The sequence below is a fragment of the Pseudomonas brenneri genome (assembly GCF_007858285.1).
Lineage (GTDB): Bacteria > Pseudomonadota > Gammaproteobacteria > Pseudomonadales > Pseudomonadaceae > Aquipseudomonas > Aquipseudomonas brenneri.
In genome coordinates this window covers 683,650-707,172 of the sequence record NZ_VFIL01000002.1, presented here as the reverse complement: position 1 = coordinate 707,172, position 23,523 = coordinate 683,650, and the positions used below count along the sequence as shown (strand labels likewise).

General features: G+C 60.1%; 27 protein-coding genes and 2 pseudogenes. 18 read left to right on the top strand and 11 right to left on the bottom strand.

What is annotated here, in order from left to right; genetic code table 11:
* The 3 genes and pseudogenes from FJD34_RS06600 to FJD34_RS06590 form a co-directional block, all read left to right on the top strand.
* The coding region (locus FJD34_RS06600; protein WP_188310392.1) for a ribonucleotide-diphosphate reductase subunit beta at positions 1 to 272 on the top strand (272 nt) is incomplete at its 5' end.
* A 72-nt stretch (positions 273 to 344) separates the two neighbouring features.
* A pseudogene (locus tag FJD34_RS06595) lies at positions 345 to 515 on the top strand (HNH endonuclease); the annotation flags it as partial.
* Between the two features lie 27 nt (positions 516 to 542).
* Entirely contained in the window at positions 543 to 1,187 is a 645-nt protein-coding gene (locus FJD34_RS06590; protein WP_032862618.1) for an HAD-IB family hydrolase, read from the top strand.
* A 20-nt stretch (positions 1,188 to 1,207) separates the two neighbouring features.
* On the opposite strand, the gene vapC is transcribed toward FJD34_RS06590, so the two are convergent.
* Positions 1,208 to 1,612, bottom strand: coding sequence for a type II toxin-antitoxin system tRNA(fMet)-specific endonuclease VapC (vapC, locus tag FJD34_RS06585; RefSeq protein ID WP_090291780.1), 405 nt, complete (start codon positions 1,610 to 1,612; stop codon positions 1,208 to 1,210).
* A complete protein-coding gene (vapB, locus tag FJD34_RS06580) occupies positions 1,605 to 1,844 on the bottom strand; it encodes a type II toxin-antitoxin system VapB family antitoxin (protein ID WP_032862615.1) in 240 nt (79 codons plus the stop codon). Before vapB ends, vapC begins: the two co-directional genes overlap by 8 nt.
* 200 nt (positions 1,845 to 2,044) lie before the next feature.
* Between vapB and FJD34_RS06575 the strand changes: the two genes are divergently transcribed.
* Both FJD34_RS06575 and FJD34_RS06570 read left to right on the top strand, forming a co-directional pair.
* Entirely contained in the window at positions 2,045 to 2,995 is a 951-nt protein-coding gene (locus FJD34_RS06575; protein ID WP_065944043.1) for a hypothetical protein, read from the top strand.
* A gap of 124 nt (positions 2,996 to 3,119) precedes the next feature.
* The gene (locus tag FJD34_RS06570) at positions 3,120 to 3,494 is read left to right on the top strand and encodes a helix-turn-helix domain-containing protein (protein ID WP_032862613.1); all 375 of its coding nucleotides are present in this window, start codon (positions 3,120 to 3,122) and stop codon (positions 3,492 to 3,494) included.
* A gap of 19 nt (positions 3,495 to 3,513) precedes the next feature.
* Here FJD34_RS06570 and FJD34_RS06565 read toward each other — a convergent pair whose 3' ends face one another.
* Both FJD34_RS06565 and FJD34_RS06560 read right to left on the bottom strand, forming a co-directional pair.
* Positions 3,514 to 4,179, bottom strand: a complete 666-nt coding sequence (locus FJD34_RS06565) for an amidase family protein (protein ID WP_223232720.1) — start codon at positions 4,177 to 4,179, stop codon at positions 3,514 to 3,516.
* A gap of 239 nt (positions 4,180 to 4,418) precedes the next feature.
* On the bottom strand, positions 4,419 to 5,474 hold the full coding sequence (locus FJD34_RS06560; RefSeq protein ID WP_090291784.1) for an MBL fold metallo-hydrolase: 1,056 nt from the start codon (positions 5,472 to 5,474) through the stop codon (positions 4,419 to 4,421).
* A 134-nt stretch (positions 5,475 to 5,608) separates the two neighbouring features.
* Between FJD34_RS06560 and FJD34_RS06555 the strand changes: the two genes are divergently transcribed.
* The 4 genes and pseudogenes from FJD34_RS06555 to FJD34_RS28835 all read left to right on the top strand — a co-directional run bounded on the left by FJD34_RS06555 (position 5,609) and on the right by FJD34_RS28835 (position 9,106).
* Positions 5,609 to 6,232, top strand: a complete 624-nt coding sequence (locus tag FJD34_RS06555; protein ID WP_032862611.1) for a TetR/AcrR family transcriptional regulator — start codon at positions 5,609 to 5,611, stop codon at positions 6,230 to 6,232.
* 197 nt (positions 6,233 to 6,429) lie between these two features.
* The gene (locus tag FJD34_RS06550) at positions 6,430 to 7,488 is read left to right on the top strand and encodes a diguanylate cyclase (protein ID WP_032862610.1); all 1,059 of its coding nucleotides are present in this window, start codon (positions 6,430 to 6,432) and stop codon (positions 7,486 to 7,488) included.
* Between the two features lie 298 nt (positions 7,489 to 7,786).
* A pseudogene (locus FJD34_RS28840) lies at positions 7,787 to 8,554 on the top strand (PAS domain-containing protein); the annotation flags it as partial.
* The gene (locus FJD34_RS28835) at positions 8,555 to 9,106 is read left to right on the top strand and encodes a methyl-accepting chemotaxis protein (protein ID WP_223232722.1); all 552 of its coding nucleotides are present in this window, start codon (positions 8,555 to 8,557) and stop codon (positions 9,104 to 9,106) included.
* An 18-nt stretch (positions 9,107 to 9,124) separates the two neighbouring features.
* Here FJD34_RS28835 and FJD34_RS06540 read toward each other — a convergent pair whose 3' ends face one another.
* Complete coding sequence (locus FJD34_RS06540) at positions 9,125 to 10,012, bottom strand: LysR family transcriptional regulator (RefSeq protein WP_065944039.1); 888 nt, start codon at positions 10,010 to 10,012, stop codon at positions 9,125 to 9,127.
* A gap of 80 nt (positions 10,013 to 10,092) precedes the next feature.
* On the opposite strand from FJD34_RS06540, the gene FJD34_RS06535 reads away from it, so the two are divergent.
* Both FJD34_RS06535 and FJD34_RS06530 read left to right on the top strand, forming a co-directional pair.
* Positions 10,093 to 10,800, top strand: coding sequence for a CTP synthase C-terminal region-related (seleno)protein (locus FJD34_RS06535; protein WP_065944038.1), 708 nt, complete (start codon positions 10,093 to 10,095; stop codon positions 10,798 to 10,800).
* Entirely contained in the window at positions 10,797 to 11,123 is a 327-nt protein-coding gene (locus FJD34_RS06530; protein ID WP_032862605.1) for an antibiotic biosynthesis monooxygenase family protein, read from the top strand. The genes FJD34_RS06535 and FJD34_RS06530 overlap by 4 nt, the downstream gene beginning before the upstream one ends.
* Positions 11,124 to 11,152: 29 nt before the next feature.
* Here the strand turns inward: FJD34_RS06530 and FJD34_RS06525 are convergent, their stop codons facing one another.
* Complete coding sequence (locus FJD34_RS06525; RefSeq protein WP_032862604.1) at positions 11,153 to 11,476, bottom strand: DUF2025 family protein; 324 nt, start codon at positions 11,474 to 11,476, stop codon at positions 11,153 to 11,155.
* A gap of 246 nt (positions 11,477 to 11,722) precedes the next feature.
* Here FJD34_RS06525 and FJD34_RS06520 point away from each other — a divergent pair, with 246 nt between their 5' ends.
* Positions 11,723 to 12,850 carry a glycerophosphodiester phosphodiesterase gene (locus tag FJD34_RS06520; RefSeq protein ID WP_032862603.1) on the top strand — a complete coding sequence of 376 codons (1,128 nt, stop codon included), beginning with the start codon at positions 11,723 to 11,725 and terminating at the stop codon, positions 12,848 to 12,850.
* Positions 12,851 to 13,531 carry a helix-turn-helix transcriptional regulator gene (locus FJD34_RS06515; RefSeq protein ID WP_065944037.1) on the top strand — a complete coding sequence of 227 codons (681 nt, stop codon included), beginning with the start codon at positions 12,851 to 12,853 and terminating at the stop codon, positions 13,529 to 13,531.
* 57 nt (positions 13,532 to 13,588) lie between these two features.
* Here the strand turns inward: FJD34_RS06515 and FJD34_RS06510 are convergent, their stop codons facing one another.
* Positions 13,589 to 14,470 carry a sterol desaturase family protein gene (locus FJD34_RS06510; protein WP_065944036.1) on the bottom strand — a complete coding sequence of 294 codons (882 nt, stop codon included), beginning with the start codon at positions 14,468 to 14,470 and terminating at the stop codon, positions 13,589 to 13,591.
* Between the two features lie 151 nt (positions 14,471 to 14,621).
* Here FJD34_RS06510 and FJD34_RS06505 point away from each other — a divergent pair, with 151 nt between their 5' ends.
* The 3 genes from FJD34_RS06505 (at position 14,622) to FJD34_RS06495 (ending at position 17,890) form a co-directional block, all read left to right on the top strand.
* Positions 14,622 to 14,927, top strand: coding sequence for a PepSY domain-containing protein (locus FJD34_RS06505; protein WP_032862600.1), 306 nt, complete (start codon positions 14,622 to 14,624; stop codon positions 14,925 to 14,927).
* A 152-nt stretch (positions 14,928 to 15,079) separates the two neighbouring features.
* Complete coding sequence (locus FJD34_RS06500) at positions 15,080 to 16,102, top strand: transporter (RefSeq protein WP_065944035.1); 1,023 nt, start codon at positions 15,080 to 15,082, stop codon at positions 16,100 to 16,102.
* A 171-nt stretch (positions 16,103 to 16,273) separates the two neighbouring features.
* On the top strand, positions 16,274 to 17,890 hold the full coding sequence (locus tag FJD34_RS06495; RefSeq protein ID WP_032862598.1) for an inorganic phosphate transporter: 1,617 nt from the start codon (positions 16,274 to 16,276) through the stop codon (positions 17,888 to 17,890).
* Positions 17,891 to 18,015: 125 nt separating this feature from the next.
* On the opposite strand, the gene FJD34_RS06490 is transcribed toward FJD34_RS06495, so the two are convergent.
* The 3 genes from FJD34_RS06490 to FJD34_RS06480 form a co-directional block, all read right to left on the bottom strand.
* Complete coding sequence (locus FJD34_RS06490) at positions 18,016 to 18,990, bottom strand: 5-oxoprolinase subunit C family protein (protein WP_032862597.1); 975 nt, start codon at positions 18,988 to 18,990, stop codon at positions 18,016 to 18,018.
* Positions 18,987 to 19,865, bottom strand: a complete 879-nt coding sequence (locus tag FJD34_RS06485; protein ID WP_032862596.1) for a 5-oxoprolinase subunit B family protein — start codon at positions 19,863 to 19,865, stop codon at positions 18,987 to 18,989. The genes FJD34_RS06490 and FJD34_RS06485 overlap by 4 nt, the downstream gene beginning before the upstream one ends.
* Positions 19,866 to 19,940: 75 nt before the next feature.
* A complete protein-coding gene (locus FJD34_RS06480) occupies positions 19,941 to 20,699 on the bottom strand; it encodes a 5-oxoprolinase subunit PxpA (RefSeq protein ID WP_032862595.1) in 759 nt (252 codons plus the stop codon).
* Positions 20,700 to 20,818: 119 nt separating this feature from the next.
* Here FJD34_RS06480 and FJD34_RS06475 point away from each other — a divergent pair, with 119 nt between their 5' ends.
* Complete coding sequence (locus tag FJD34_RS06475; RefSeq protein ID WP_032862594.1) at positions 20,819 to 21,736, top strand: LysR family transcriptional regulator; 918 nt, start codon at positions 20,819 to 20,821, stop codon at positions 21,734 to 21,736.
* On the opposite strand, the gene FJD34_RS06470 is transcribed toward FJD34_RS06475, so the two are convergent.
* Positions 21,733 to 22,629, bottom strand: coding sequence for a LysR family transcriptional regulator (locus FJD34_RS06470; protein ID WP_032862593.1), 897 nt, complete (start codon positions 22,627 to 22,629; stop codon positions 21,733 to 21,735). The two genes, FJD34_RS06475 and FJD34_RS06470, sit on opposite strands and share 4 nt — an antisense overlap.
* A gap of 123 nt (positions 22,630 to 22,752) precedes the next feature.
* On the opposite strand from FJD34_RS06470, the gene FJD34_RS06465 reads away from it, so the two are divergent.
* On the top strand, positions 22,753 to 23,511 hold the full coding sequence (locus FJD34_RS06465; protein ID WP_032862592.1) for an SDR family NAD(P)-dependent oxidoreductase: 759 nt from the start codon (positions 22,753 to 22,755) through the stop codon (positions 23,509 to 23,511).
* Positions 23,512 to 23,523 lie beyond the last annotated feature (12 nt).

Sequence of the window (23,523 nt, the reverse complement as noted above, 5' to 3'; positions counted from 1 at the left end):
AGATGATCCTGCAAGGGACCCAGCTGGAGATCGAATACGCACGCGACACCATGCCGCGCGGCGTGCTGGGCATGAACGCGGCGATGATGGAGGACTACCTCAAATTCATCGCCAACCGTCGCCTGTCGCAGATCGGCTTGAAGGAAGAATACCCAGGCACGACCAACCCGTTCCCGTGGATGAGCGAGATCATGGACTTGAAGAAAGAGAAGAACTTCTTTGAGACGCGGGTGATTGAGTATCAGACCGGTGGGGCGTTGAGCTGGGATTGATCAGCTCATAGTTGCCAACTAAAAAGCCCTGAGGTCGCACTCAGGGCTTTTTTTATGGAAACAGGTCAAACAGTGGACGGTTTGCCATTTCTTGAAGTACATCACCTCAAGCACCTGGCCCGGAAGGGTTCGGATCGCATCTCCAATGCTGTAGCCTTGTGCCCCAATTGCCATCAGCGTTGTCACCGGTCGAGTGACCGGGATGAGTTCACCGCTTATGCACTCCAAGAAAATAGTAGATAGGACCGAGGCCACCCCGTGAACCCAGACATGCTAGAAGCCGGCCCAGTGGGCGCCAAGGTACTTTCAGTCTTCGACTTCGACGGCACCCTGACCCGCCACGACAGTTTTGTGCCGTTCCTCAAGTTTGCTTTCGGCAAGCAGGAATTCAACCGCCGGATGCTCAAGCTGGCGCTGCCGGGCTTGCGCTTCCTGTTGCGCCGGATGAGCCGCGATGAACTCAAGGCCCAACTGATTCGCACCTTTATGACCGGTGTGGAGAAGGCTTGGGTGCAGCAGAAAGCCGAGGAGTACTGCAAGGCCTATTGGAACAAGCTGATGCGCCCTGCCGGTTTGCAGTCGGTGGCCGACGAGATTGGCTCCGGTGCCGAGGTGACGCTGTGTTCGGCCTCGCCGGCAATCGTGTTGCAGCCTTTTGCTGATCGGCTGGGGATCAAGTTGATCGGGACCGAGCTTGAGGTGGTCGATGGAGTGTTGAGTGGGCGGCTCACGGGTAACAACTGCCGTTGCGAGAACAAGGTGCTGCGCCTTGAAGCGATTTATGGGGACTTGGGCGAGTATCGACTCAGGGCCTGGGGTGACACGCGCGGGGATCGCGAGTTGCTGGCGGCGGCGCAGGATGCGCATTGGCGGCATTTTCATTCGGCCAAGCGTAGAAGTCGCAAGCAACGTTGAACGCTTGCCTGGCGAACGTCTTAGGCAGCAATCCAGTTTTCAACAAGCAGGCCGTTTACGCGCTTGAACTCACCCTCGTTGGTCGTCACCAGTACCAGGCCAGAGCTTCTGGCATGGCTGGCTATGTGCAAGTCATTGACGCCAATGGGGGTGCCCTTTTTTTCCAGGTCGGAGCGGATAGAGCCGTAGTGAAAAGCGGCTTTCTCATCGTAATGAATGATGTCGAGCCGAGAGGTGAAATCTTCCACTGCTCGAGTGTTTCGCTCAACAAACTGGCTTTTTTCGGCCCAATGCATGAGCTCAGCCAAGGTGATTGAGGAAATCACCAGACGCCCAACATTGGCATTGAATTTCTCGAGTATTTCAATAGGCCTACGCTTGATGATGTAAATCACAATGTTGGTATCAAGCATGTATTTAATCATCAAACGACTCTCTCTCTTGCTGGGCCGGTTCAGTTCGCTCCGCCATAAAGTCATCGGATACTGATTCGCCCGCAAGGAAAAAACTGTCCCATGTGTTTTCAACCGGCGAGATGATCAAATCACGCCCAACGGCACGGACCTCGACAGTTTTCACGCCGTCAGGGAAACGCAATTCGGCCGGAATCCGGATATTTTGCGTCCGATTATTTGTAAAGACTGTTCCAGTAGACATGAGATCACCTCATTTAAGGAGAGCAAACAAAGGATAGTCGCTTCATGCTCTATTGCAAAGCTCTATAGCCTGGTGATCAAGTCTACAGTCACATACCGAAAGTCGTTTATGAAGGGGATCTGCCACGACGGAAGGCCGGATATTTGTGCTACCCGCACAACCCCGCTATTAATAGCGAACCTTCCCACGGACCCGCCCCGATGAAATTCGACACAGCCTATTGCCTGAGCCTGGACGAAAAGCTGTCGATCTATGACGTGCGCGACCTGAATTTCGACGAAACTGCCGCCTTCGATTCCGACAAGGACAGTTTCCTCTGCCCCAACGATGATTGCCGTGCGGCGTTTGCGGCGGGCAATGTGCTCGGTACGTTCAACGGGAAGAACGTCAACTACCTGCGTACCCCGCATTTCAAGAACCTGCCCGGCACCCGGCATATCGACGGTTGCCGCTACGCCAGTCACAGGGCCGTGGCAGGAGACACCGAGGATGAGCGCGAGGAGAACTTCCCGTCGGAGTTTGTGCTGACTCGGCGTCAGTACGAACGCAAGGCAGTCATCCGAGGTTCTGCAGACGCTATCCCACAGGATCTGACGAAAGCGCCTGCGAAAATATCCAATACATCCCACAGTGCCAGCGAAACCACACCGGACAAGACCAGTGTCTTTGCCCACCCGGTGGAATGCTACGTGTCCAACATCGATGACAAAGACAAGCTCAAGGGCATGCCGTTGAAGATCGGTGAACAGACCGCGACTTATTGGGCGTTTTTCAAGAAGATCGAATACCTACAGGACAACAAGGGCTTGATCTACTGGGGCCGGATCAAGGCGATCAAGGACTACACCAGCAGCTTTCGCATCGATTTCGAAAAGAAGGTGTGGCTCGACAAAAAACCGTATTCCGTCAACGTCTACCTGAACAAGAAACTGATCGAGAACTACCGCAAGCGCAAGGCGTTCCTGGAACAGATCAAGGCCGCCGTCGACAGTGAACGCCCGTTGTATTGCTTCTTCTATGGTGTGACGCCGGAGTTGAAGCAGGTACCGAGCAAGAAAAACCCCCAGCAGACATTCGGCGTGTTCAGTGCCGATATCCAGAACCTGGATCACCTGCTTATCCGCGAGGCGCCGGGGCTGGAGGAGAAATGACCCGCAGCCCCCGCCAATCGCGGGCCGGCCAGCCAGGAAATGATCCAGTTGATGAACGGTCAAAACAACTGTACAAAAACACAGTATAGTTTGCCCTCCCCCGTTGGCATCCTGGAGAAAGCCCATGTCCTCTCTGGCAGTGAGCACCACCGTAGATCAGCAAATCGTCCTTCATCAGTTCACCCCACGGCACAGTGTCCAGGCTCGCGCGCTATTGGGCTGGAGCCGGGAAGACCTGGCCCGGCACGCCGGGGTTGGAATGGACGCCATACAACGCTTTGAAAGCCATGAAGAGGTGGATGACGCCGTTCGCATTGCCTTGGCGTTTCGCCTGGAACACGAAGGCTTGGTATTTTTCCCGGGGTTTGCGCCAGGATGGGGCATGAGCGGGCGCCGCTCCGTCGCTGCACAGGTCGATGCCGCCCCCGGCCGTCGTGGCCTAATAGCACGGATGCTGGGCTCGACATCGTCGAACACGCCTCAACCCAACGGGGCATAGGCCTGACCGCGCAAAGGGCTCACCTCGCAGGCACGTTACCGTGTGCGGCCTGCATGGCCTGCTGATAGGCCCGGACCAGTGCCGACAGTGAGTCCCGTGCCCAACGTGCGCCATAGAACCAAAGTACGACATGGCTGCCATCGGTAGCATCGTTGAATATCTGGCATACACCTGGATATCCGGTTTTGCAGAAGCCGTGGAAGGCTGGGCTTTGCCCATCGGACACCAACGCGTCGAGGCGATGCTCACTCACCCGCTCATCGATCTCGTTGCTGGACGCCTGGGTGAAATACGCAGCGGCATCGGGTAACTGCGCCATCACTGGCAGCACTTCAGCGCCGGCAACCTTTAGCACCTCCAGGGCCTGGAGAAAACCATTGGAGTGCTCCACCGTTTCACGCACACCGTTACGCAGGTATTCGTCAGCAAAACCGATACGCCAAGTGGCCAGGACAGGAGCAGATTTTGCGGAACGGTTATCCATGATGGGTGGGACTTCCATCATGACCTGGCCTGCGGGGTCGAGGCCACTCAAGGCAATAAGCGATAGCGACGGATCACGTACGGTCTTCATCATCGGGCCGGGGATATCGAACCTGGGGCCCTGGACGGTAGTGAGCGTAGTCGCCACACCCACAGGAGCCGCCGAAGACTGGAACTCAATGCAGCCCCGAGAAATGCCCACGGTATTCGCCAACCCCGACGGTGCGCTCGGCTTACAAACACTGTGATCAAAGCCATGGAATACTGAATGCACCCCGACAGGACAGGGTACACATGGCCGCAAGGTCTTCCTACATTTGTCCTCCATAAGTCCCCACTCCCAGAAAATGGCTTTCCGGGATCATCGCACCCTTTTCCGGTCGTCTCTCTGGGCAGAAACACCTTGAAAGTCCTTTTTGCAGACCAGACGTTGCTGCCCCTTCAGTTCACTAGCGGTTCTGCCGCCTGAGCCTCGACATCCAGCCACCAGGCATGCCCGCGCTCAGGTGCACCCAGCATGAAAGCCTGGCCCATGGCGGGTGTGGTAATCGACACATTGCGCTCCCAGGCCAAGGCCATGATGCGGTCAAACGGTTCATGCCAGGCATGGAATGCCAGGTCAAAGGTGCCGTTGTGGATCGGCAGCAACCAGCGCCCCTTCAGGTCGATATGGGCCTGCAAGGTTTGTTCGGGCTGCATGTGCACATGTGGCCAGTCGACGTTGTAGGCGCCGGTTTCCATCAAGGTCAGGTCAAATGGCCCGTACTGCTCGCCAATACGCTTGAAACCCTCGAAATAACCGGTGTCGCCACTGAAAAAGATGCGCCGGGCATCATCGATCATCACCCACGACGCCCACAGCGTCTGGTTGCCATCAAACAGTCCACGCCCCGAAAAGTGCTGGGCAGGAGTCGCGACAAAACGAATACCGCCCACTTCCGTGCTCTGCCACCAATCCAACTGCCGCACCTTGTCTGGCGCGACACCCCATTTGATCAAGGTGTCACCGACACCCAGTGGCGCCAAGAAATAGCGGGTCTTGCCAGCCAATTGCACCACGGCCTGGCGGTCCAGGTGATCGTAATGGTTGTGCGACAGGATCACCGCCTCGATCGGCGGCAGTTCTTCAAGGCTGATGGGCGGCTGGTGGAAGCGCTTGGGACCGGCCCAGTTGAAAGGCGAAGCACGCTCGGCAAATACCGGATCGGTCAGCCAGAACTTGCCGCGCATTTTCAGCAGGACGGTGGAATGCCCAAGGCGATAGACGCTGTGATCCGGAGCACTCAGCAGTTGTTCACGCGTCAGGCGCTGCACCGGAATTTCACCCACGGGCCGGGTACTGCGAGGCTTGTGAAAAAGCATCTTCCAGAAAATCTGCAGGGTTTTGCCAAAGCCTGCGCGGTTGACCGCGGCATGGTTACTGAAGTGACCTTGCTGCTGCTCGGACGACTTGAGTGCGGGAGATGAGGTGTCGAGACGGGTAGAGATCGTGGCCATTACAAAGTGACTCCGGTACGTTCTGCTGATGCAGATCAACAACTACACTGCACAGTGTAGTTTCAAGATTGCAACAAAACCCGGACCAAGTAAACTACCGAGTGTAATTTTCTTCCCAGAGCCGAAAAGCCCCCATGACTGCACCTCAACGCCTCACCGACCGCAAACGCGAAGCCATCGTGGCAGCAGCCATCAGCGAGTTTCGCGACAACGGTTTCGAGGTCACCAGCATGGACAAGATCGCCGCCACCGCTGGCGTCTCCAAGCGTACGGTGTACAACCACTTTCCCAGCAAAGAGGAGTTGTTCACCGAAATCCTGCATCAGTTGTGGGCCAGCAGCGTGGCGCAACTGGATGTCAGCTACAGCCGCGAACATCCCCTGCGCGATCAGTTGCGCGTGTTGCTGCAAGCGAAGATGAAAATGATGTCGGACGCCAACTTTCTCGACCTGGCCCGAGTCGCGATTGCCGCGACCATCCACTCCCCGGAGCGCGCCCAGGACATCGTCAATCGCCTGAGCGAGCGCGAAGAGGGTTTTACCTTATGGGTGCGCGCAGCGCAGGAAGACGGACGACTCAAACCCGTCGACCCATGCTTTGCCGCCCACCAGGTACAAAGCCTGCTCAAGGCATTCGCTTTCTGGCCACAAATCACCCTGGGCCAGCCCACCCTCGACGCGCCCACCCAGGCCAACGTGATCGAGTCGGCAATGGATCTGTTCCTGGCCGGCTACGAGATTGCCGCCGCCCCGCGGTAACCCCCTCTGTCGTCAATAAGACACTGACAGGTCGTTTTTGCCTTAAACCCTCGCAATAGCCGCGCAAATGGCCTGGAAGGACACTGATTATTCCTGCGTAAATCCCTGACAATAATCGCCTGTCATCTGGCGTAAATGGCCTTTGGATAAGGTACGCCTTCGCCACCTAAAAAAAGAAGAACCTGACGCAGGGATCTATGGAAAACCTTCGAGGCAAAGGGCTGTCGTTTGCCCGGCGCATTTATCGGCCGCGCATGATCGGGTTGGGTATTGGCAGCCTGTGCGTGTTCGCAGCCCTGTATCCGCTGGCGATGCCAGGCTGGATCTGGGGCTTGTGGCTGTTCAACGCCTTTATCTGGCCGCACCTGGCGTACCAGCTGTCGAGCCATGCAGCGTTCCCCTACCAGGCCGAGCGCCGCAACCTGCTCTATGACTCCCTGTCCGGTGGGTTCTGGGCCGCAGCCACGCAATTCACGCCGCTGACCGCGGTGACTATCCTCGCGATGATGACCATGCACAACGTCGCGGCGGGCGGCAAACAGCTGATGATCCAGGGCCTGCTCGCACAACTGGCAGGTGTTGCACTGGCCTGGCTGGTGTTTGGCCCTTCGTTCAACCCCAATGTCGGCCTGATCCAGGTGTATGCCTGCCTGCCGATGTTGATCCTCTACCCCGTTGCCATCGGCATGGCCAGTTATCGCCTGGCTATTAAGCTCTCGGAACACAAGCGCGCCCTGAGTGCCTTGAGCCGTACCGACAGCCTGACCGGCCTGCTCAATCACGGCTCCTGGAAGGACCTGCTGCAACTGAAGTTCCACACGTGCCAGCAGCAACAGTCCCAGGCCACCATTGCGCTGATCGATATCGACCACTTCAAGCAGATCAACGATGCTTATGGCCATATCGTCGGCGATCGGGTCTTGCGGCAACTGAGCAAGGAATTGCTGCGCAACGTGCGGGAAAATGACTTGGCTGGCCGCTACGGCGGCGACGAATTCTGTGTGATCCTCCCGGACGTACCGCTGGAACAGGCCAGCTATGTGATGGAGCGCCTGCGGGAAATGTTCAACCGCTACCGAGACCCACAGGTTCCTGAGCTGCGGGTCAGCCTGAGCATTGGCCTGGCGGCCTACCAGGTGCACTTCACCCAGGCGCATATGTGGCTCAATGCTGCGGACCAGGCGCTGTATGCCGCCAAGGGGACCGGGCGCAATCGCGTGACGGTCGCCGAATCGCGGATCGCACGTTCCGCTTGAATGGGCTAATTATCCAGGCCGTGTCTTCGTCCATCTTGTGGAAGCCAGCTTGGCGCCCGTTGCAGACCGGCCGGCACCTACAAAAAATCAAAATGCCACCACTTATCGGATCATGTGAGTTTCGCCGTTTTTTGCGCGAACTTCCGTCACCGCCCATGACTCTCAGCTCTCAGTTCCACCGCCTGTCGGTATAAAGGAAGCCGGCAATGAGCAAGTCTACCGTGGGCCATGAAGCCTCACGGCGTACAAGCGCACCCAGGGATAACGCCTCGCACTTTGCTTGCCCGAGTCCGCGACCATGCTATTTAGCGCCCATAAAAAAACCATTACTGCCCTGCAAGACACTGTCAGCCAACAAGCCAGCCTGCTCGATGCAATTGAACGCTCGATGGCGGTCATTGAATTCGACCTGCAAGGCAACGTCCTGCGTGCCAATACCAACTTTCTGCAGACCATGGGCTACCGCGAAGATCAGGTGGTGGGGCAATCCCATCGCCTGTTCTGCCCCAGCGCGTTTGCCCGTAGCGCCGAGTACAGCCAGTTATGGACGCAATTGGCTAACGGCCGATTCCAGTCCGGGACCTTCGAGCGCGTGACCGCCGATGGTCATTCGGTGTGGCTGGAAGCCAGCTACAACCCGGTGTGCGACCCATCCGGCCGCGTGGTGAAAGTAGTCAAGTACGCCTTGGACGTGAGCGCCAGAATGCAGGCCGAAAGCGAAACCAACGCCAAGCTTGAGGCGATTGACCGAGCCATGGCCGTGATCGAATTCAACCTCGACGGCAGCATCATTACCGCCAACCAGAACTTCCTCCAGCGCATGGGCTATAGCCTGGCAGAGCTGCAGGGCAAGCATCATCGCCTGTTCTGCAAACCGGAACTTGCCAACAGCAGTGAGTACAGTGAGTTCTGGCACCGGCTGAACCAGGGTCAGTTGTTCAGCGGCCAGTTCGAGCGCCTCACCCGCAGCGGCCAGACGCTGTGGCTGGAAGCCAACTACAACCCGGTGTACGACGCCAGCGGCCGCTTGTGCAAGATTGTGAAGTTCGCGTCCGACGTCACGGCCATGGTGCAAAAGCACGCCGAAGATGCCCAGAGTGCAACCCAGGCGTATCACATTTCCCTGCAAACCCGGGATATCGCCGAAAAAGGCGCCGAGGTCATTGAGCAGACCGCCAGCGGCATCCATGACATAGCCGCCGACATTGAAAGCTCATCCCGACTGATCGCCAAGCTGGGCGAGCGTTCGCAGCAGATTACCGCCATCGTCAACACCATTCGCGCGATTGCCGACCAGACCAACTTATTGGCCTTGAATGCAGCCATTGAAGCCGCACGCGCAGGTGACCAGGGCCGCGGGTTTGCGGTGGTCGCCGATGAAGTCCGGCAACTGGCCGCACGCACCAGCGGCTCCACGGCACAGATTTCGAGCATGATCGAGATGATCCAGAGCGAAACCCGCCAGGCTATCGACAGCATGGACAACACCCGCGACCGCGCCGCCCAAGGCGTAGAACTGGCCAATCAGGCCGGCACGGTGATCCTGCAAATTCGCGAAGGCACCAGCGATGCCGTACGCGCGGTGAGAATGTTTGCCAATGAACGGGCCGGGTTGTAGAGACCGGCTTGCCGGCGTCTACGAGGGCTGGCGCAAGTGCCGGCCCAGTTCATCGAACAACGTCACCACTGATCGCAGTGCCCGGCAGTCCGGGCGTGTGAGCAACCACAGCGCCGTATCATGCCCCGCGAGTGCCGGCCCCAATGGCTGCAACCCATGGCCTTCCCCCAACAGAAAATCCGGCAGCGCCGCCACGCCCAGGCCGGCACGTACCAACTCGGTCGCGGATAACATGCTGTTGCACCGGTAGCTGGGCCTGACGCCAGGCAAGTGCTGGCGACGCCAAGCCACGGTGGGATGGTCGGGCAGGAAGTCATCCGGGGCGATCCAGGCCAAGGTGGCCAGGTCCTGAGTGTCGTGCTGCTGTGCATAGCCGGGACTGGCGCAGACGCGATAGGACACCGTCCCCAAGCACCGTCCCACCAAGTGCTCCGGGGGTGTGCGGGTCAGGCGCAGGGCAATGTCGGCATCGCGTCGGCTGAGGTTGGCAAAGTCGTTGGACGTGCTCAGTTCCAGAGTCAGCGCCGAATAGCCCGGCATGAACCGGGCCAGGGCCGGCAGTAATAGGCCCTGCAACACCGAGTCGGTGCAGGTCAGGCGCACGGTGCCGCTGATGACCTCGCCGCCCTGCTCCACCCCTACCCGCGCCGCTTCCAGCGCCTGCTCGGCACGTTCCGCCTGCTGGGCGAGTGTCGTGGCCAGGCTGGTCGGCAGGTAACCGGCACGGCTCTTTTCGAACAGCACCTGGCCCAGTGACGATTCCAGGCGCCGCACAGCCCGAAACACCGTGGACACATCCACTCGCAGCAAAGCCGCCGCCCGGGCCAGGGTGCCACCACGCACCAGGGCAAGGACCAGTGCCAGGTCGGGATAGTCGAGCTGATAGTGCGTGGCTGCATTGAGCATGTGGAGTAACGCCAATATTGATTGCGTGAACGCCAATCTATAGTGCGCTCCAGGACTCGACAAGCCATTGGACGCCAGCTATGAACCCCACTGCCCTGCACCTCGCCCTGATTGGCGATTACGACCCGCAAGTGACAGCACACCAAGCCATCCCGCTTGCATTGCAACAGGCCAGCGCACAGCTGGGCCTGACGATACAGGTTGAATGGCTGGCCACTGACACCCTCATCGACGCCCAAGCCTTGCAGCCCTTCGACGGGTTCTGGTGCGTACCTGCCAGCCCCTATCGCGATATCGACGGTGCCTTGCGGGCGATCCGTTTTGCCCGCGAACAGCGGCGTCCTTTCCTCGGCACCTGCGGCGGCTTTCAACATGCTGTGCTGGAATATGCGCGCAATGTGCTGGGCTGGGCCGATGCCGAACATGGCGAACTGGCACCCGATGCGCCACGTGCGGTGATCACCCCCTTGGCGTGCGCCTTGGTCGAGACGATCGCCCCGGTACGCCTGATGGCGTTCACACGGATTGCCGAGGCTTATGGCACCCTTGAAATCCAGGAGGGTTATCGTTGCCGCTATGGCGTCAATCACGACTTCGAACAGGCGTTGCTGGAGGACAATCTGATTGGCAGCGCCCATGACTCAGCGGGCGAGGTACGGGCCTTGGAACTGCTGGACCATCCGTTTTTTGTCGCCACCCTGTTCCAGCCAGAGCGCGCGGCACTCAAGGGAGCCAGCGTGCCGCTGGTCACGGCATGGCTCATGGCCTGTCAGGCGTGTTCGGCATGATCGCCAAGACACCCGCCCCGCCCTATTACGCAGTGATCTTCACCTCCCTGCGCACCGACACCGATCCAGGCTACGCACAGGCCGCCGAACGCATGCTCGAACTGGCCCGCGAGCAACCGGGGTTTCTCGGCGTAGAGTCGGCCCGGGGCGAGGATGGGTTGGGGATTACCGTGTCCTACTGGGCCTGCGAGGCGGCCATCCTGGCCTGGAAACAACACGCCGAGCACCGTGAAGTGCGCGAACAGGGCCGGGCCACCTGGTACTCAGCCTTTCAGACACGGGTATGCAAGGTCGAGCGGGCTTATGCCTTCAGCGCCCTGTAGAGGCAGCGCCTACAAGGGATCAACCGTGATCAATTGACCAGGCTGCGCACCGCGCTGATCTGCGGGATCTCTACCCGGCGCATGTACACCCGCAGCGGCTCAGTGATGTTGATACGGTCGTCGATGTTCTGGTCCAGCAACAGTTGGATGTGCTCGCGGGACAGGGTCATGGCCTGGTCAGCCGCGGGCTGCCAGACAAACTCGCTGGTGGGGATGATGCCGTCGTCGGCGACGTCCATGCCGAACGAGTCTTCGCTGAAACGTACGATGTACTGGCCGGTCTTGCGGTTCAGGCCGACAAAGCCGTTGAGTTGGTCGGCGGCCTGGCAGATGAGTTCTGATGTGATGCGCATGCTAAACCTCACTGAAAAATCCCACAGGGGAAGTGAACGATGGTTTACACGCGAGGCAGAAAAATAAGGCAATACAGGTTTCCCTCTGGCGGGGAAGCTCGGACCAAGAGTACTGCATAGCACGGCACAAAAGCGCAGAAAAATAGCGCATGCGCACGTTAATGTCGGTTTGGTGATAGCGCGATTTGCATGCAATTGTTAAAAAGGGAGCCTTCTTGAAGTTACCTCCACGAAAGGACCTCGCACATGCCTGCTACGTTTACCAAGAGTGCCCTGCTGCTCGCCCTGATGATGGGCCTTGGCCACGCACAGGCTGCAAACCCTGTCAGCCCGGTTGAACTGGCGACGAAAGACGGCATTCCCCACCCCGCCGTGATCGCCCACCGGGGTGCGTCCTTCGATGCCCCGGAATCCACCGCCGCAGCCTACAAGGTCGCCCGCGACCTGGGCGCCGACTACCTGGAACTGGATCTGCAACGCAGCAAGGATGGCGTGCTGTTCGCCCTGCATGACAACAACCTGCAACGCACCACCGATGTCGCCACCAAGTTCCCGGAGCGCAAGGACAGCCCGGCCAACGAATTCACCTGGAAGGAGCTGCAAACCCTCGATGCCGGCAGTTGGTTCAACGCCGCCTACCCAGACCGTGCGCGCCCGGGCTTTGTCGGTTTGAAAATCCTCAGCCTGGACGACATCATCAAGATCGCCGAAGGCAACCCCCAGCACAAACCCGGCCTGTACATCGAGACCAAAGAGCCCAAGCAGTTTCCCGGCATCGAAGCCGACCTCAAAGACAAGCTGCAGGACAAGGGCTGGCTGAGTGCTGCCGGCTCCAAACTGGGCAAGAGCAACACCGGTGTAGGCCAGGGCAAAGGCCGCGTCATCCTGCAAACCTTCGAGGTTGCCAGCCTCAAAGAGCTACAAAAGGAAATGCCCAACACCCCGAAAATCCTGTTGCTGTGGGTGGGTGAAGGCAGCATCGAGCCCAAGTCCAAGGTGACCTTCGCCGAATCCGGCGAACCGACCAAGGCGGCCTACTATGCCAAGCAGGAACCCAAGGACGCTGCCGAATTCGAGAAGTGGGTCGATGAAGCCAAGAGCCTCGGCGCCATCGGTACTGGTCCATCGGCCCAATTGACCGACCTGGGTGACCAGAGCTATTCGGACCTGGTGAAACCCGAGATGAACCAGTTGACCCACGACAAAGGCCTGCTGGTACACGTCTATACCGTCGATGAACCGGTGGACTTCAAGAAGGTCATGGACGCTGGCGTCGATGGCATCTTCACCAACCGTGCCGCCGAACTGCTGAAGTTCTACAAGCGCTGGCCGTCTTCCAGCGTGCAGGATCTGCTGCAGGACAACGGTTACTGAGTGACAGACGAGTGGTCGGGCCAACTGTGGCTGGGCCGTGATTACGGCCTGATCCTCGGTGAGACGGGGCGCACTGCGCCCCATGCCCATTACGCCCATCAATTTATCCTGTCCTCGGATAGCCCCGTCACGGTCAGCCTTGATGGGCATCTGCACACGGCTTGTCGCCTGTTCATCCCCTCCCGTCAAAGCCATGCCATCGTCCAGACCCAGGGCAACGTGTTGATGGCATATGTGGAACCCGGCGCGTTTGACGCCCAGGTATTGCAACACGCCCTGGACGCAGCCGACTTCGGCCTTGAAAGCTTCGAACAGACTCTGCGGCGACTGCCACGTCGCCGCGCTGACGATGCGCGGGTGCAACGCGCCCTGCTCACCCTCGATCAACAATTGAGCGGCAAGGTCTCGGCGCAGTCACTGGCACAGGCGGCGCATCTGTCCTTGAGCCAGTTGGAGCGTCTGTTCGTCAACCAGCTCGGCGTGCCGGTGAGGCGCCTAGTGATGTGGCGACGCTTGCGCATGGCCCTGGACCTGGCCCTGAACGGCCACACGTTGACCGAAGCCGCCCATGGCGCGGGTTTTGCCGACTCGGCGCACTTTTCCCGCACCATGAAGCAACTGTTTGGCGTGACCGCCGGGGCCTCGTTGCGCCATCTCCAGGTACACCTGCTCCCCCTGTAGGAGCGAGCTTGCTCGCGAAGAACTCGAGAGCACCGCATCAAACCAGACAGCTCATGCCTACATTTGGAGAGTGCTTGGGACAGGCGGCTCTTTACTCAACTGGATGGCCGTAAAGGGGTCACGCAGTTGCCCAAGATAATCCACCGGGAAATCCGGACGGCTGCCGATGCCCAGGTCGCCCTCACCCATTCGATAGTCCTCGGTGTAAAACGCAGTCCCCAACAGCCAATCCCACAGGTTGAAAAACAAACCGAAATTCACATCTCCCGCCCGGCCGTATTTCATATGGTGAAAGCGGTGCACCGGCGCCCAGGCAAATACCCAGCGCAACGGCCCCAGGCGCATAGCGACATTGGAATGTTGCAACAACAGTTGGATCGCAATGGCCAATGCCAACAACATCGCCACGTCCACGGGAATCCCCAGCAGGATCAGCGGCAGCAGGCCCGCCGTTGCTTCCAGCATCTGGTGCAACGGGTGCTTCATCAAGCCATTGAAACCATAGAGCCGCTGCACGCTGTGATGCACGGCATGCAAACGCCAGAGAGCGGCGATGCGATGACTGGCGTAATGCATCAGCGTGATGCCCGCATCGGCAATCACGATCGCCAACAGCAACTGCGCCCACAGCGGCCAGGTGCGTGGCCAGGCTCCATCAATCGCCAGCCACGCCGTCAGCAGCGGCAGCACCAACAAGCCCAGGGTATTCAGGCTTTCGTTGACCAACGCATGAAAGATATCCCGGCGTCGGTCCCCCAAGGGGCGATTCCATTGCGGCTCGTAAGGCAGCCACAGCTCTGCAATAAACGACACGCCGATGGCCACGGCAAACACCGCCAGCAACCAGTGAGGCTCTCCCTTCGCGACCAGCCAAAGCCCCACGCCAATAAATCCCGCCCAGAACACGGGTGCATACAGCCAAGCCATTATCTGTTTCATGTGTGCCTCCTGAAGTTGAGACACCAGCATGAAATTTCCCGACGCGGGCCGATTGAACAAACAACGCAAACGTCCTACACAATTAAGGGTGAATTAAGTTGCACGGGTTAACCTGATCCCACTTAAACAGCTCACCCCAAAGGACTCCACCATGAAAAACCTGACCGCTCTGTTCGCTGCTGCTGCCCTGACCCTGACTGCTGGTTTGGCCCAGGCTGATGTTCGCCCGGACCAGATTCCAAGCCTGCTGCAATCGGGCGCGGTGAAGCCTTTCGAACAGCTCAACGCTGCCGCCGTAGCCCTGCACGCCGGCGCTGCCATCAATGACACCGAACTGGATAACGAAGCCGGCCGCCTGGTCTACGAAGTTGACCTGACCGACACTACCGGCAAGAAGTGGGACGTGAAGCTCGACGCCAAGACCGGCGCAGTGCTGGAAAACAAGCAAGACACTTGAGTCGTTCGATGAACAAAGCCGCGCCGCCTTCGGGCCGCGCGGCTTTTTTGTGCCCGTTGCCAAACCGTCACAAAACTGTCAAACCGCCTTGCAATGATTGCGCGATGCGAACCTGTGAAACGTCCTACAGGCGCTTTCCTCTGCGAGCCACCATGAACCACAGCATCGACCACGGCCACCAGGACTCCGACCTGTTTGGCCTGCTTTATGGTTTCCGCTTCAAACCCGGTGAAAAAGCCGAACAAATCGACTCGGCGACCGTGCTCAAGGCTTTGCAAGATCCTGGCGCCCCCGATGAATTCCTGTGGCTGCATCTGAACCTGGCCCACGCGGCCTGCCAACGCTGGATGCAGGCCCACCTGGAACTGCCGGAAGAATTCTTCGAGGCGCTGCACGAAGGCTCGCGCTCGACCCGCATCGAACATGTGGACTCGGCCTTGCTGGCGGTGGTCAACGACGTGGTGTTCAACTTCAGCAGCATGGTCTCGTCGGATATTTCCACCTTATGGGTCTGTGCCCGTAGCCGCCTGTTGGTCAGCGCGCGCCTGCAACCGCTGCACTCGGTGGACAAGCTGCGTTCTTCGGTGAAAGCCGGCGAACACTTTCGTTCGCCTCTGGAGTTGCTCGTGCATCTGTTGCGCGATCAAGGCGAGGTGCTGACGCAGATCGTGCGCAAGACCAGCCAGAGCGTGGACCAGATCGAAGACCAGTTGCTGTCCTCGCGCCTGTCCACCAACCGCGCCGAACTGGGTGCTATGCGCCGGGTGCTGGTGCGCCTGCAACGCCTGCTGGCACTGGAGCCGGGCTCGCTGCTGCGCCTGCTCAACCGCCCGCCGCAGTGGCTGCAAAAGGAAGACGTGAAAGAGTTGCGCAAGTCCACCGAGGAGTTTGCGCTGATCATCAACGACCTCACGGCCCTGGGCGAACGGATCAAGTTGTTGCAGGAAGAAATCGCCGCCAACCTCAACGAACAAAGCAACCGCACGCTGTTTACCCTGACGGTGGTGACGGTGCTGGCACTGCCGATCAATATCATCGCCGGTTTTTTTGGCATGAACGTCGGGGGGGTGCCACTCTCCCAGGATCCCGAGGGGTTCTGGATCCTGGTGGCGTTGGTGGCGACGTTTACTGTGATTGCCGGCAGATGGGCGTTTCGCAAGCGCCGGGATTACTGACATTGCAATGCAATCAACCTGTGGGAGCTGGCTTGCCAGCTCCTACAATGATTGGCGGTGTTTTTTGGACCGGCGGCGAGCCGAATACGCCAAACACTGATTTGACGCAGCATCTCTGTAACATTCTGCAACGATCATGGGAAACATCCTCCTCACACTGGATGCTCCGGCATGGCCACCCCTTCCCTGACTGCCTCTCCCCAGGCTGACGCCACTGACGCAAAACCGCAATTGGACAAAAAACCCGGCCTGCTCACGGTGATCGTGTTCTTCGCCGTGCTCGCCATGGGCCTGTTGTTCACCGCCTACAGCCTGATGCACGACATGCATGAACTGGGCACGGTGGTCACCACCTGGACACCGTTCCTGCTGCTGGGCGTGGCGCTGCTGATTGCCTTGGGTTTCGAGTTCGTCAACGGCTTCCACGACACCGCCAACGCCGTGGCGACGGTGATCTACACCAACTCGCTACCGCCGCATTTCGCCGTGGTCTGGTCGGGGTTCTTCAACTTCCTCGGGGTGCTGCTGTCCAGTGGCGCGGTGGCCTTTGCCATCATCGCCTTGCTGCCGGTGGAGTTGATCCTGCAGGTCGGCTCATCCGCCGGTTTTGCAATGATCTTCGCCCTGCTGATTGCGGCGATTCTGTGGAACCTGGGCACGTGGTGGCTGGGGTTGCCGGCGTCGTCTTCCCATACGCTGATCGGCTCGATCATCGGGGTTGGCGTGGCCAATGCCCTGATGCATGGCCGTGACGGCACCAGCGGCGTGGACTGGGCCCAGGCGATCAAGATCGGCTATGCGCTGCTGCTGTCGCCACTGATCGGCTTCGGCTTTGCGGCCCTGTTGTTGCTGGCGCTGCGGGCCTTTGTGAAAAACCGTTCGCTGTACAAGGCGCCCGTAGGCAACACGCCGCCGCCCTGGTGGATTCGCGGCATGTTGATCGTGACCTGCACTGGTGTGTCGTTTGCCCACGGTTCCAATGACGGCCAGAAGGGCATGGGCCTGATCATGCTGATCCTGGTCGGTACCTTGCCGATGGCCTATGCCTTGAACCGCACCATGCCGGCCGACCAGTCATTGCAGTTCGCCGCGGTGGCCGAAGTCACCCAGCAAGCCCTGGTGAAAAGCGCACCGCAGCCAGCCCCTGCCGACCCGCGCCCCGTGTTGTCGACGTATGTGCGCACCAAAGAAACCACCCCGGAGTTGATCCCCGCCCTCGCCGCCCTGACCGGGCACATCGGTGAACAAGTGAAGGGCTACGGTTCACTGGCCAAGGTGCCCGCCGAGGCCATGGGCAACGTGCGTAATGACATGTACCTGACCAGCGAAACCATTCGCCTGATGGACAAGGGCAAGGTCGGCAACTTCGACGCCGACACCCTGGGCAAGCTGCAACTGTTCAAGCAACAGATCGACAATGCGACGCGCTTTATCCCGCTGTGGGTGAAGATCGCCGTGGCCATCGCCCTGGGCCTGGGCACCATGGTCGGTTGGAAGCGCATTGTGGTGACCGTCGGCGAGAAAATCGGCAAGACCCACCTGACCTACGCCCAGGGCGCCTCGGCCGAAACCGTGGCCATGCTGACCATTGGCGCCGCCGATATGTTCGGGTTGCCGGTATCCACCACCCACGTGCTGTCGTCAGGCGTGGCCGGGACCATGGTTGCCAATGGGGGTGGCTTGCAGATGAAGACCATCCGCAACTTGCTGATGGCCTGGGTGCTGACGTTACCGGCGGCGATTGTGTTGTCAGGTAGCTTGTACTGGCTGTTCACTCAACTCTTCTAAAGCACCGCAAAACAAAAATGTGGGAGCGGGCTTGCTGGCGAAAGCGGTGGATCAGTCGACTTATCTATAACTGAAACACTGCTATCGCGAGCAAGCCCGCTCCCACATTTGGATGGTGCGATGGCTTAACTGGCAAACAACCCGGCCATCGCCTTGAGCCGCTTCTTGTACACCCGCCGCGCCTCCAGCGCTTCTTCCAATGTCACCGCGACAAACCCCGCGCGCTGGTTGGGCTGCATCTGCCCGATCAGGTCCAGGTCGGCGCTGATCACCGTGCCGATCATCGCGTAGCCACCGCCCGATACGGCATCGCGGTGCAGCACAATCGGTTCCAGGCCAGCCGGCACCTGGATCGAGCCGATGGGGTAGCAACTGTCGACGATGTTCGACGGATCGGAGCCCGCGCCAAACGGTTGCTCCCGGGGCTGGAAGCTCAAGGCACTGCCGCCCTTGAAGCGGTAGCCGATCCGGTCGGCTTCGGAACCGACCGTCCAGGGCTCGGCGAAAAAACTGCTTTTGGCAGCGGCCGTCAGCCGCTCGTAATACAGCCCCGGCACCACCCGCAGCGTCACATCACCGCCCACCGAACGGCGCAGGGCCATCGGCAAACTATTACCGGCACGGCCCTCGCCGCGAGTCTCACCGATGGGCAACACATCGCCTTCCTGCAAGCGCCGCCCGTGAAAACCGCCCAGCGCACCCAGGGTATAAGTGGAGCGACTGCCCAGCACCAGCGGCACGTCGATCCCACCGGCCACCGCCAGGTAAGTCCGTGCACCGGCCACGGGAAACTCAAAACGCAGCACCTGCCCAGCGCGCACCTGGAACGCCGTGTCCTGGTGCACCACCTCGCCGTCCAGGCGCGGTGACATCAGCGCACCGCTCAGCGCCACCAACGCATCCTGTTGAAATTCCAGCTGCGGGCCGATCAGCGTGCATTCCAACCCCGCCGCACCCGCCGGGTTGCCCACCAGGTGGTTGGCCGCACTCAGGGCGTACTGGTCCAGGGCGCCGGACGGCGGGATTCCCAAGTGGTAATACCCTTCGCGCCCCAGGTCCTGCACAGAGGTCGCCAGGCCAGGCTTGAGCACCTTGATCATACGAGCGCCTCCTGCAGGGTTTTCGGGTAACCGACCGGGTCGGCAAAAAAGGCGTCCAGGGAAAATTCCACCGGGCGAATGCGCAAATCGAAACGCCCGGCCTCGACCTCGGCCACCGCCAGGTCGTAGGCATCACGGTCAATGGGTTTGAACTGCACGATATCGCCGGGGCGGAAGAACACCATGTGCTCCTTGAGGTAAGCCAACTGCTGCTGCGGATCGTAGATCGGCGCCGGGGTCACGCCAAACATCTGGTACCCCCCGGCGCCGCGTACCGAATAAATGCAGCCGAAACAGCCGCCATGGCCGAGGGTCAGCTTCGGCGTGTCGGTGCGCGGGCGCAGGTATTTGGGCACCTGCAGCTGTCGCTCACGCTCGACCATCTGGAACATGAACGGCAGGCCAGCGACAAAGCCGACCATCGACACAAACCACGGCGCGCCACTGTGGGCGGCGATAAACGCCTCGACATCCGCCAGGCCGTTGACCCGCGCGGCGTACTCCAGGTCAGTGCCGGTCGGGTCCTGGTGACGGTCGCGAAAACGCATCAGGGTTTCATGGGTCCAGGGATCGTTATACAACACCGGGATCTCAATGATCCGGGTGTGCAAGGTACGTTCGGCCACCGCCTGGACCTCGGCGCTTTGTACCGCGTCGAGCAGCACATGCGGGGCAATCAGGTCCGGGTCGAAGCGGATCTGGAACGAGGCGTTGGCCAGGCAGATATCCAGCACGCCGGGCAGCTCCAGGCGTTGCACCGCACGGGTGACGGCCATGCCCTTGAAGAACGCCTCCAGGGACATGCTTTCACTGACTTCGGCGAACAAATGTTCATCGGCGCCAAAGCTGTAGCGAATCGGGGATGTTTCAGCCATGTCTGTTCCTCTTGGAATCATTGTAGAAAGGCAGGCAAAAATCATGCAGGTCCGGTGTCTGGGCACCGGTGTCGTTTAACGGGGTTTGCGCACAGCGATCCCCGCCTGGTCCAACGCGTTGCGAGTGGCCTCCACCAGGTCGAGGGCGCCCGGTGTGTCGCTGTGCAGGCAGATGGAATCGAATTCGATAAACAGGTCTTCGCCTTCGACGGTGCGCACCAGGCCGGTCTGGCAGGCCCGCAAGACACGCGCCGCCACCGTCGCCGGGTCCAGGGCCCGTACATGACGGGTAAACACGATGGAGCCGGACAGATCGTACTCACGGTCGGCGTAAAACTCGCGTACCACCGGTTGCCCCAGTTCCTGGGCGATACGCCAGATCACCGAGTTGGGCATGCAGTACAACAACAGTTCAGGTTCCAGGCGCTGCAGGTTTTCCACCAGCAGGCGCGCGGCTTCTTCATCCCGCGCCAGGTGCATGTACAGCGCGCCGTGGGGCTTGATGTGCTGCAAGGTCACGCCCTGCACCCGCGCCAATTCGCGCAAGGCGCCGAGTTGGTAGAGCATGTCATCCACCAGTTCCTGGGCCGGGGCGTTGATGTGGCGACGGCCGAAACCCACCAGGTCGCGAAAGCCCGGGTGAGCGCCGATAGCCACGCCCAACTGCTTGGCGCGCTCGATGGTGCGGCGCATGGTGCCGGGGTCGCCGGCATGGAAACCGGTGGCCACGTTGGCCGAGCTGATAAACGCCATCAGCTCGTTATCCACACCGTCGCCGATGGTCCAGGGGCCGAAGCTTTCACCCATGTCCGAATTGAAATCCACTGTCTGCATCGGGGCCTGCTCCGCAAGAGTTCGTGCCAGCGAAAATAGGCTGGCCCTTGACCCCTTGGGAAGATCTATTATCAGATAGTCTTTCTTCTGAAAATCAGATACCCCTACGAGAAAACTGCATGTCGCTGACCCTGCGCCAGGTTCGCTACTTTGTCGCCACCGCCGAAATCGGCCAGATTTCCCAGGCGGCGATTCACCTGAACATCTCCCAGTCGGCGGTGACCACCGCGATCAAGGAGCTGGAAGCCATGCTCGGTGCCCAGCTGTTTGTGCGCTCGGCCCAGGGCATGAGCCTGACCGATGCCGGTCGACACTTTCTCAACCGCGCCTATGTGATCGTGCGCAGTGTCGACGATGCATTGAACAGTCCGCTGCCGGACTACCGTGCCAGCGGCGTGCTGCGGGTCGCGGCCAGTTACACGGTGCTCGGTTACTTCCTGCCGCACCACCTGCAACGCATGGAGCACTGGCACCCGGATGTGAACATCGAGGTCTTCGAGCAGGAGCGCCAGGCCATCGAACAAGGGCTGTTGGATGGCCAGTTCGATATGGCGGTGGTGCTTACCGCCAACCTCACCCACCCGGATATCGTTTCGCAGATCCTGTTCAATTCCGAACGGCGCCTGTGGCTGCCCAGCCACCACCCGCTGTGTGAGCGGCGTGCGGTAAGCCTGGCCGATGTGGCTCGCGAGCCGTATATCCTGTTGACCGTGGATGAGGCCGAGCAAAGTGCCATGCGCTACTGGGAACAGGCCGGGCAGATGCCCAAGGTGCGGCTGCGCACCAGTTCGGTGGAGGCGGTGCGCAGCATGGTGGCCAATGGCAGCGGCGTAGCGATCCTGTCTGATCTGGTGCACCGCCCCTGGTCCCTGGAAGGCAAGCGCATCGAGACCCTGAGCGTGACTGACAAAGTCGCGCCCATGAGTGTCGGCCTGGCCTGGCACCGCGAGCGCGCCTTCACCCCGGCGATGCAGGCGTTTCGCGACTACTTCCACGACGCCTTCCTCGCCCCGCAACAGCTATCGACACGTCGTTAAAGCTGAGACTTCAGGGTGGCCGCCAACCAGTCCATCAGCACCCGTACCCGTAGCGGCAGGTGACGCTGGCCGGCATACAGCATCGACACGTCCAGCGCGGGCGCGGGATAGTCGGGGAGCACGGCCACCAACTCGCCCCTGTCGAGCAATTCGCGCATGCCCAGCCCCGGCACCTGAATGATCCCGAAACCGGCGAGGCACGCCGACTGGTATGCGTCCGTGCTGTTGACCGTGACCCGCCCGGCCATGGCAATGCGCTGCACCTTGTTGCCCTGTTCATACTCAAAGCCCGACGAACGCGCGCCCAGCGGGCGCACGTAGTGCACCAACTGATGCGCGGCCAGGTCGGCCAGGGTCTTGGGCTCGCCGTAGCGTTGCAGGTAACCGGGGCTGACGCAGTTGATCATCGGCATGCTGCACAACAGCCGCGCCACCACCGACTGGTCCGGCTGCGCACCCACGCGCAAGACACAATCGAAGCCTTCGGCCAGCAGGTCGACCTGACGGTCGGAGCCGCTGATTTCCAGCTCGATCAACGGGTGCCGATCCATGAACTCCGGCAGGCGCGGCACGATCACTTTGCGTGCCATGGCATTGGGCATGTCGATACGAATCCGCCCATTCAATTGCGCCTCATCCTGGCGAAATAACCCTTCCAACTCTTCCATATTGGCCAGCAGATCCTTGCTGCGTTCATACAGCACCCGCCCATCCTGGGTGGCCTGGACCTTGCGCGTGGTGCGCTGCAACAAGCGCGTGCCCAGCAGGTCTTCCAGGGCGCGCACCTGCTCGGACACTGTGGAGCGCGGCAGCCCCAGGCTATCGCCGGCCTGGGTGAAACTCGACAGTTCGGTAACGCGGACAAAGGTGCGCAACAGGTCCAGCTTGTTCATGGTGGGGGTCCGTGATTGTTCGACTGATCCGACCAGTGATTCCGGATCAACCCTGTTTATCACGTAATGGCCGCACAAATACACTCAGCCCCACGTTCACTCACTTGCTCCGAGGACTTGACCATGACCCGTAAAATCGCACTGATCACTGGCGCCAGCCGCGGCCTGGGCAAAAGCACCGCCCTGTACCTGGCCGCGCAAGGCATCGACATCATCGGCACCTACTACAGCAAGGCTGACGAAGCCCTGGCAGTGGTCGCACAGATTGAACAACTGGGTGGCCGCGCCGCCATGCTGCAACTGGATGTGAGCAAAAGCGCGACCTTCGACGGTTTCATCGGCGAAGTCGGCCGCACGCTGAAGGACGTTTTCGCACAGGAGCAGTTCGACTTCCTGATCAACAATGCCGGTGTCGGCACCCATGCAAGCTTTGTCGAAACCAGCGAAGAACAGTTCGACCAAATGGTCGCGATCCACCTCAAGGGCCCGTTCTTCCTGACCCAGAAGCTGCTGCCACTGATCGTCGATGGCGGGCGCATCATCAATATCTCCAGCGGCCTGGCGCGTTTCAGCCTGCCAGGTTATGCCGCCTACGCCTCAATGAAAGGCGCGGTGGAAGTGCTGACCCGCTACCAGGCCAAGGAATTGGGCGCCCGTGGGATCAGCGTCAACACCCTGGCCCCTGGCGCCATCGAGACTGACTTCGGCGGCGGTGCCGTGCGCGACAACGCCGACATCAATGCCTTTGTCGCCGGCAACACAGCCCTGGGTCGGGTCGGCTTGCCGGACGACATTGGCGGGGCGATCTCCACACTGCTGGCCGACGGCAGCAAATGGATCAACGGGCAACGTATCGAGGCATCAGGCGGGATGTTCGTCTAACGTCAGCCCCCT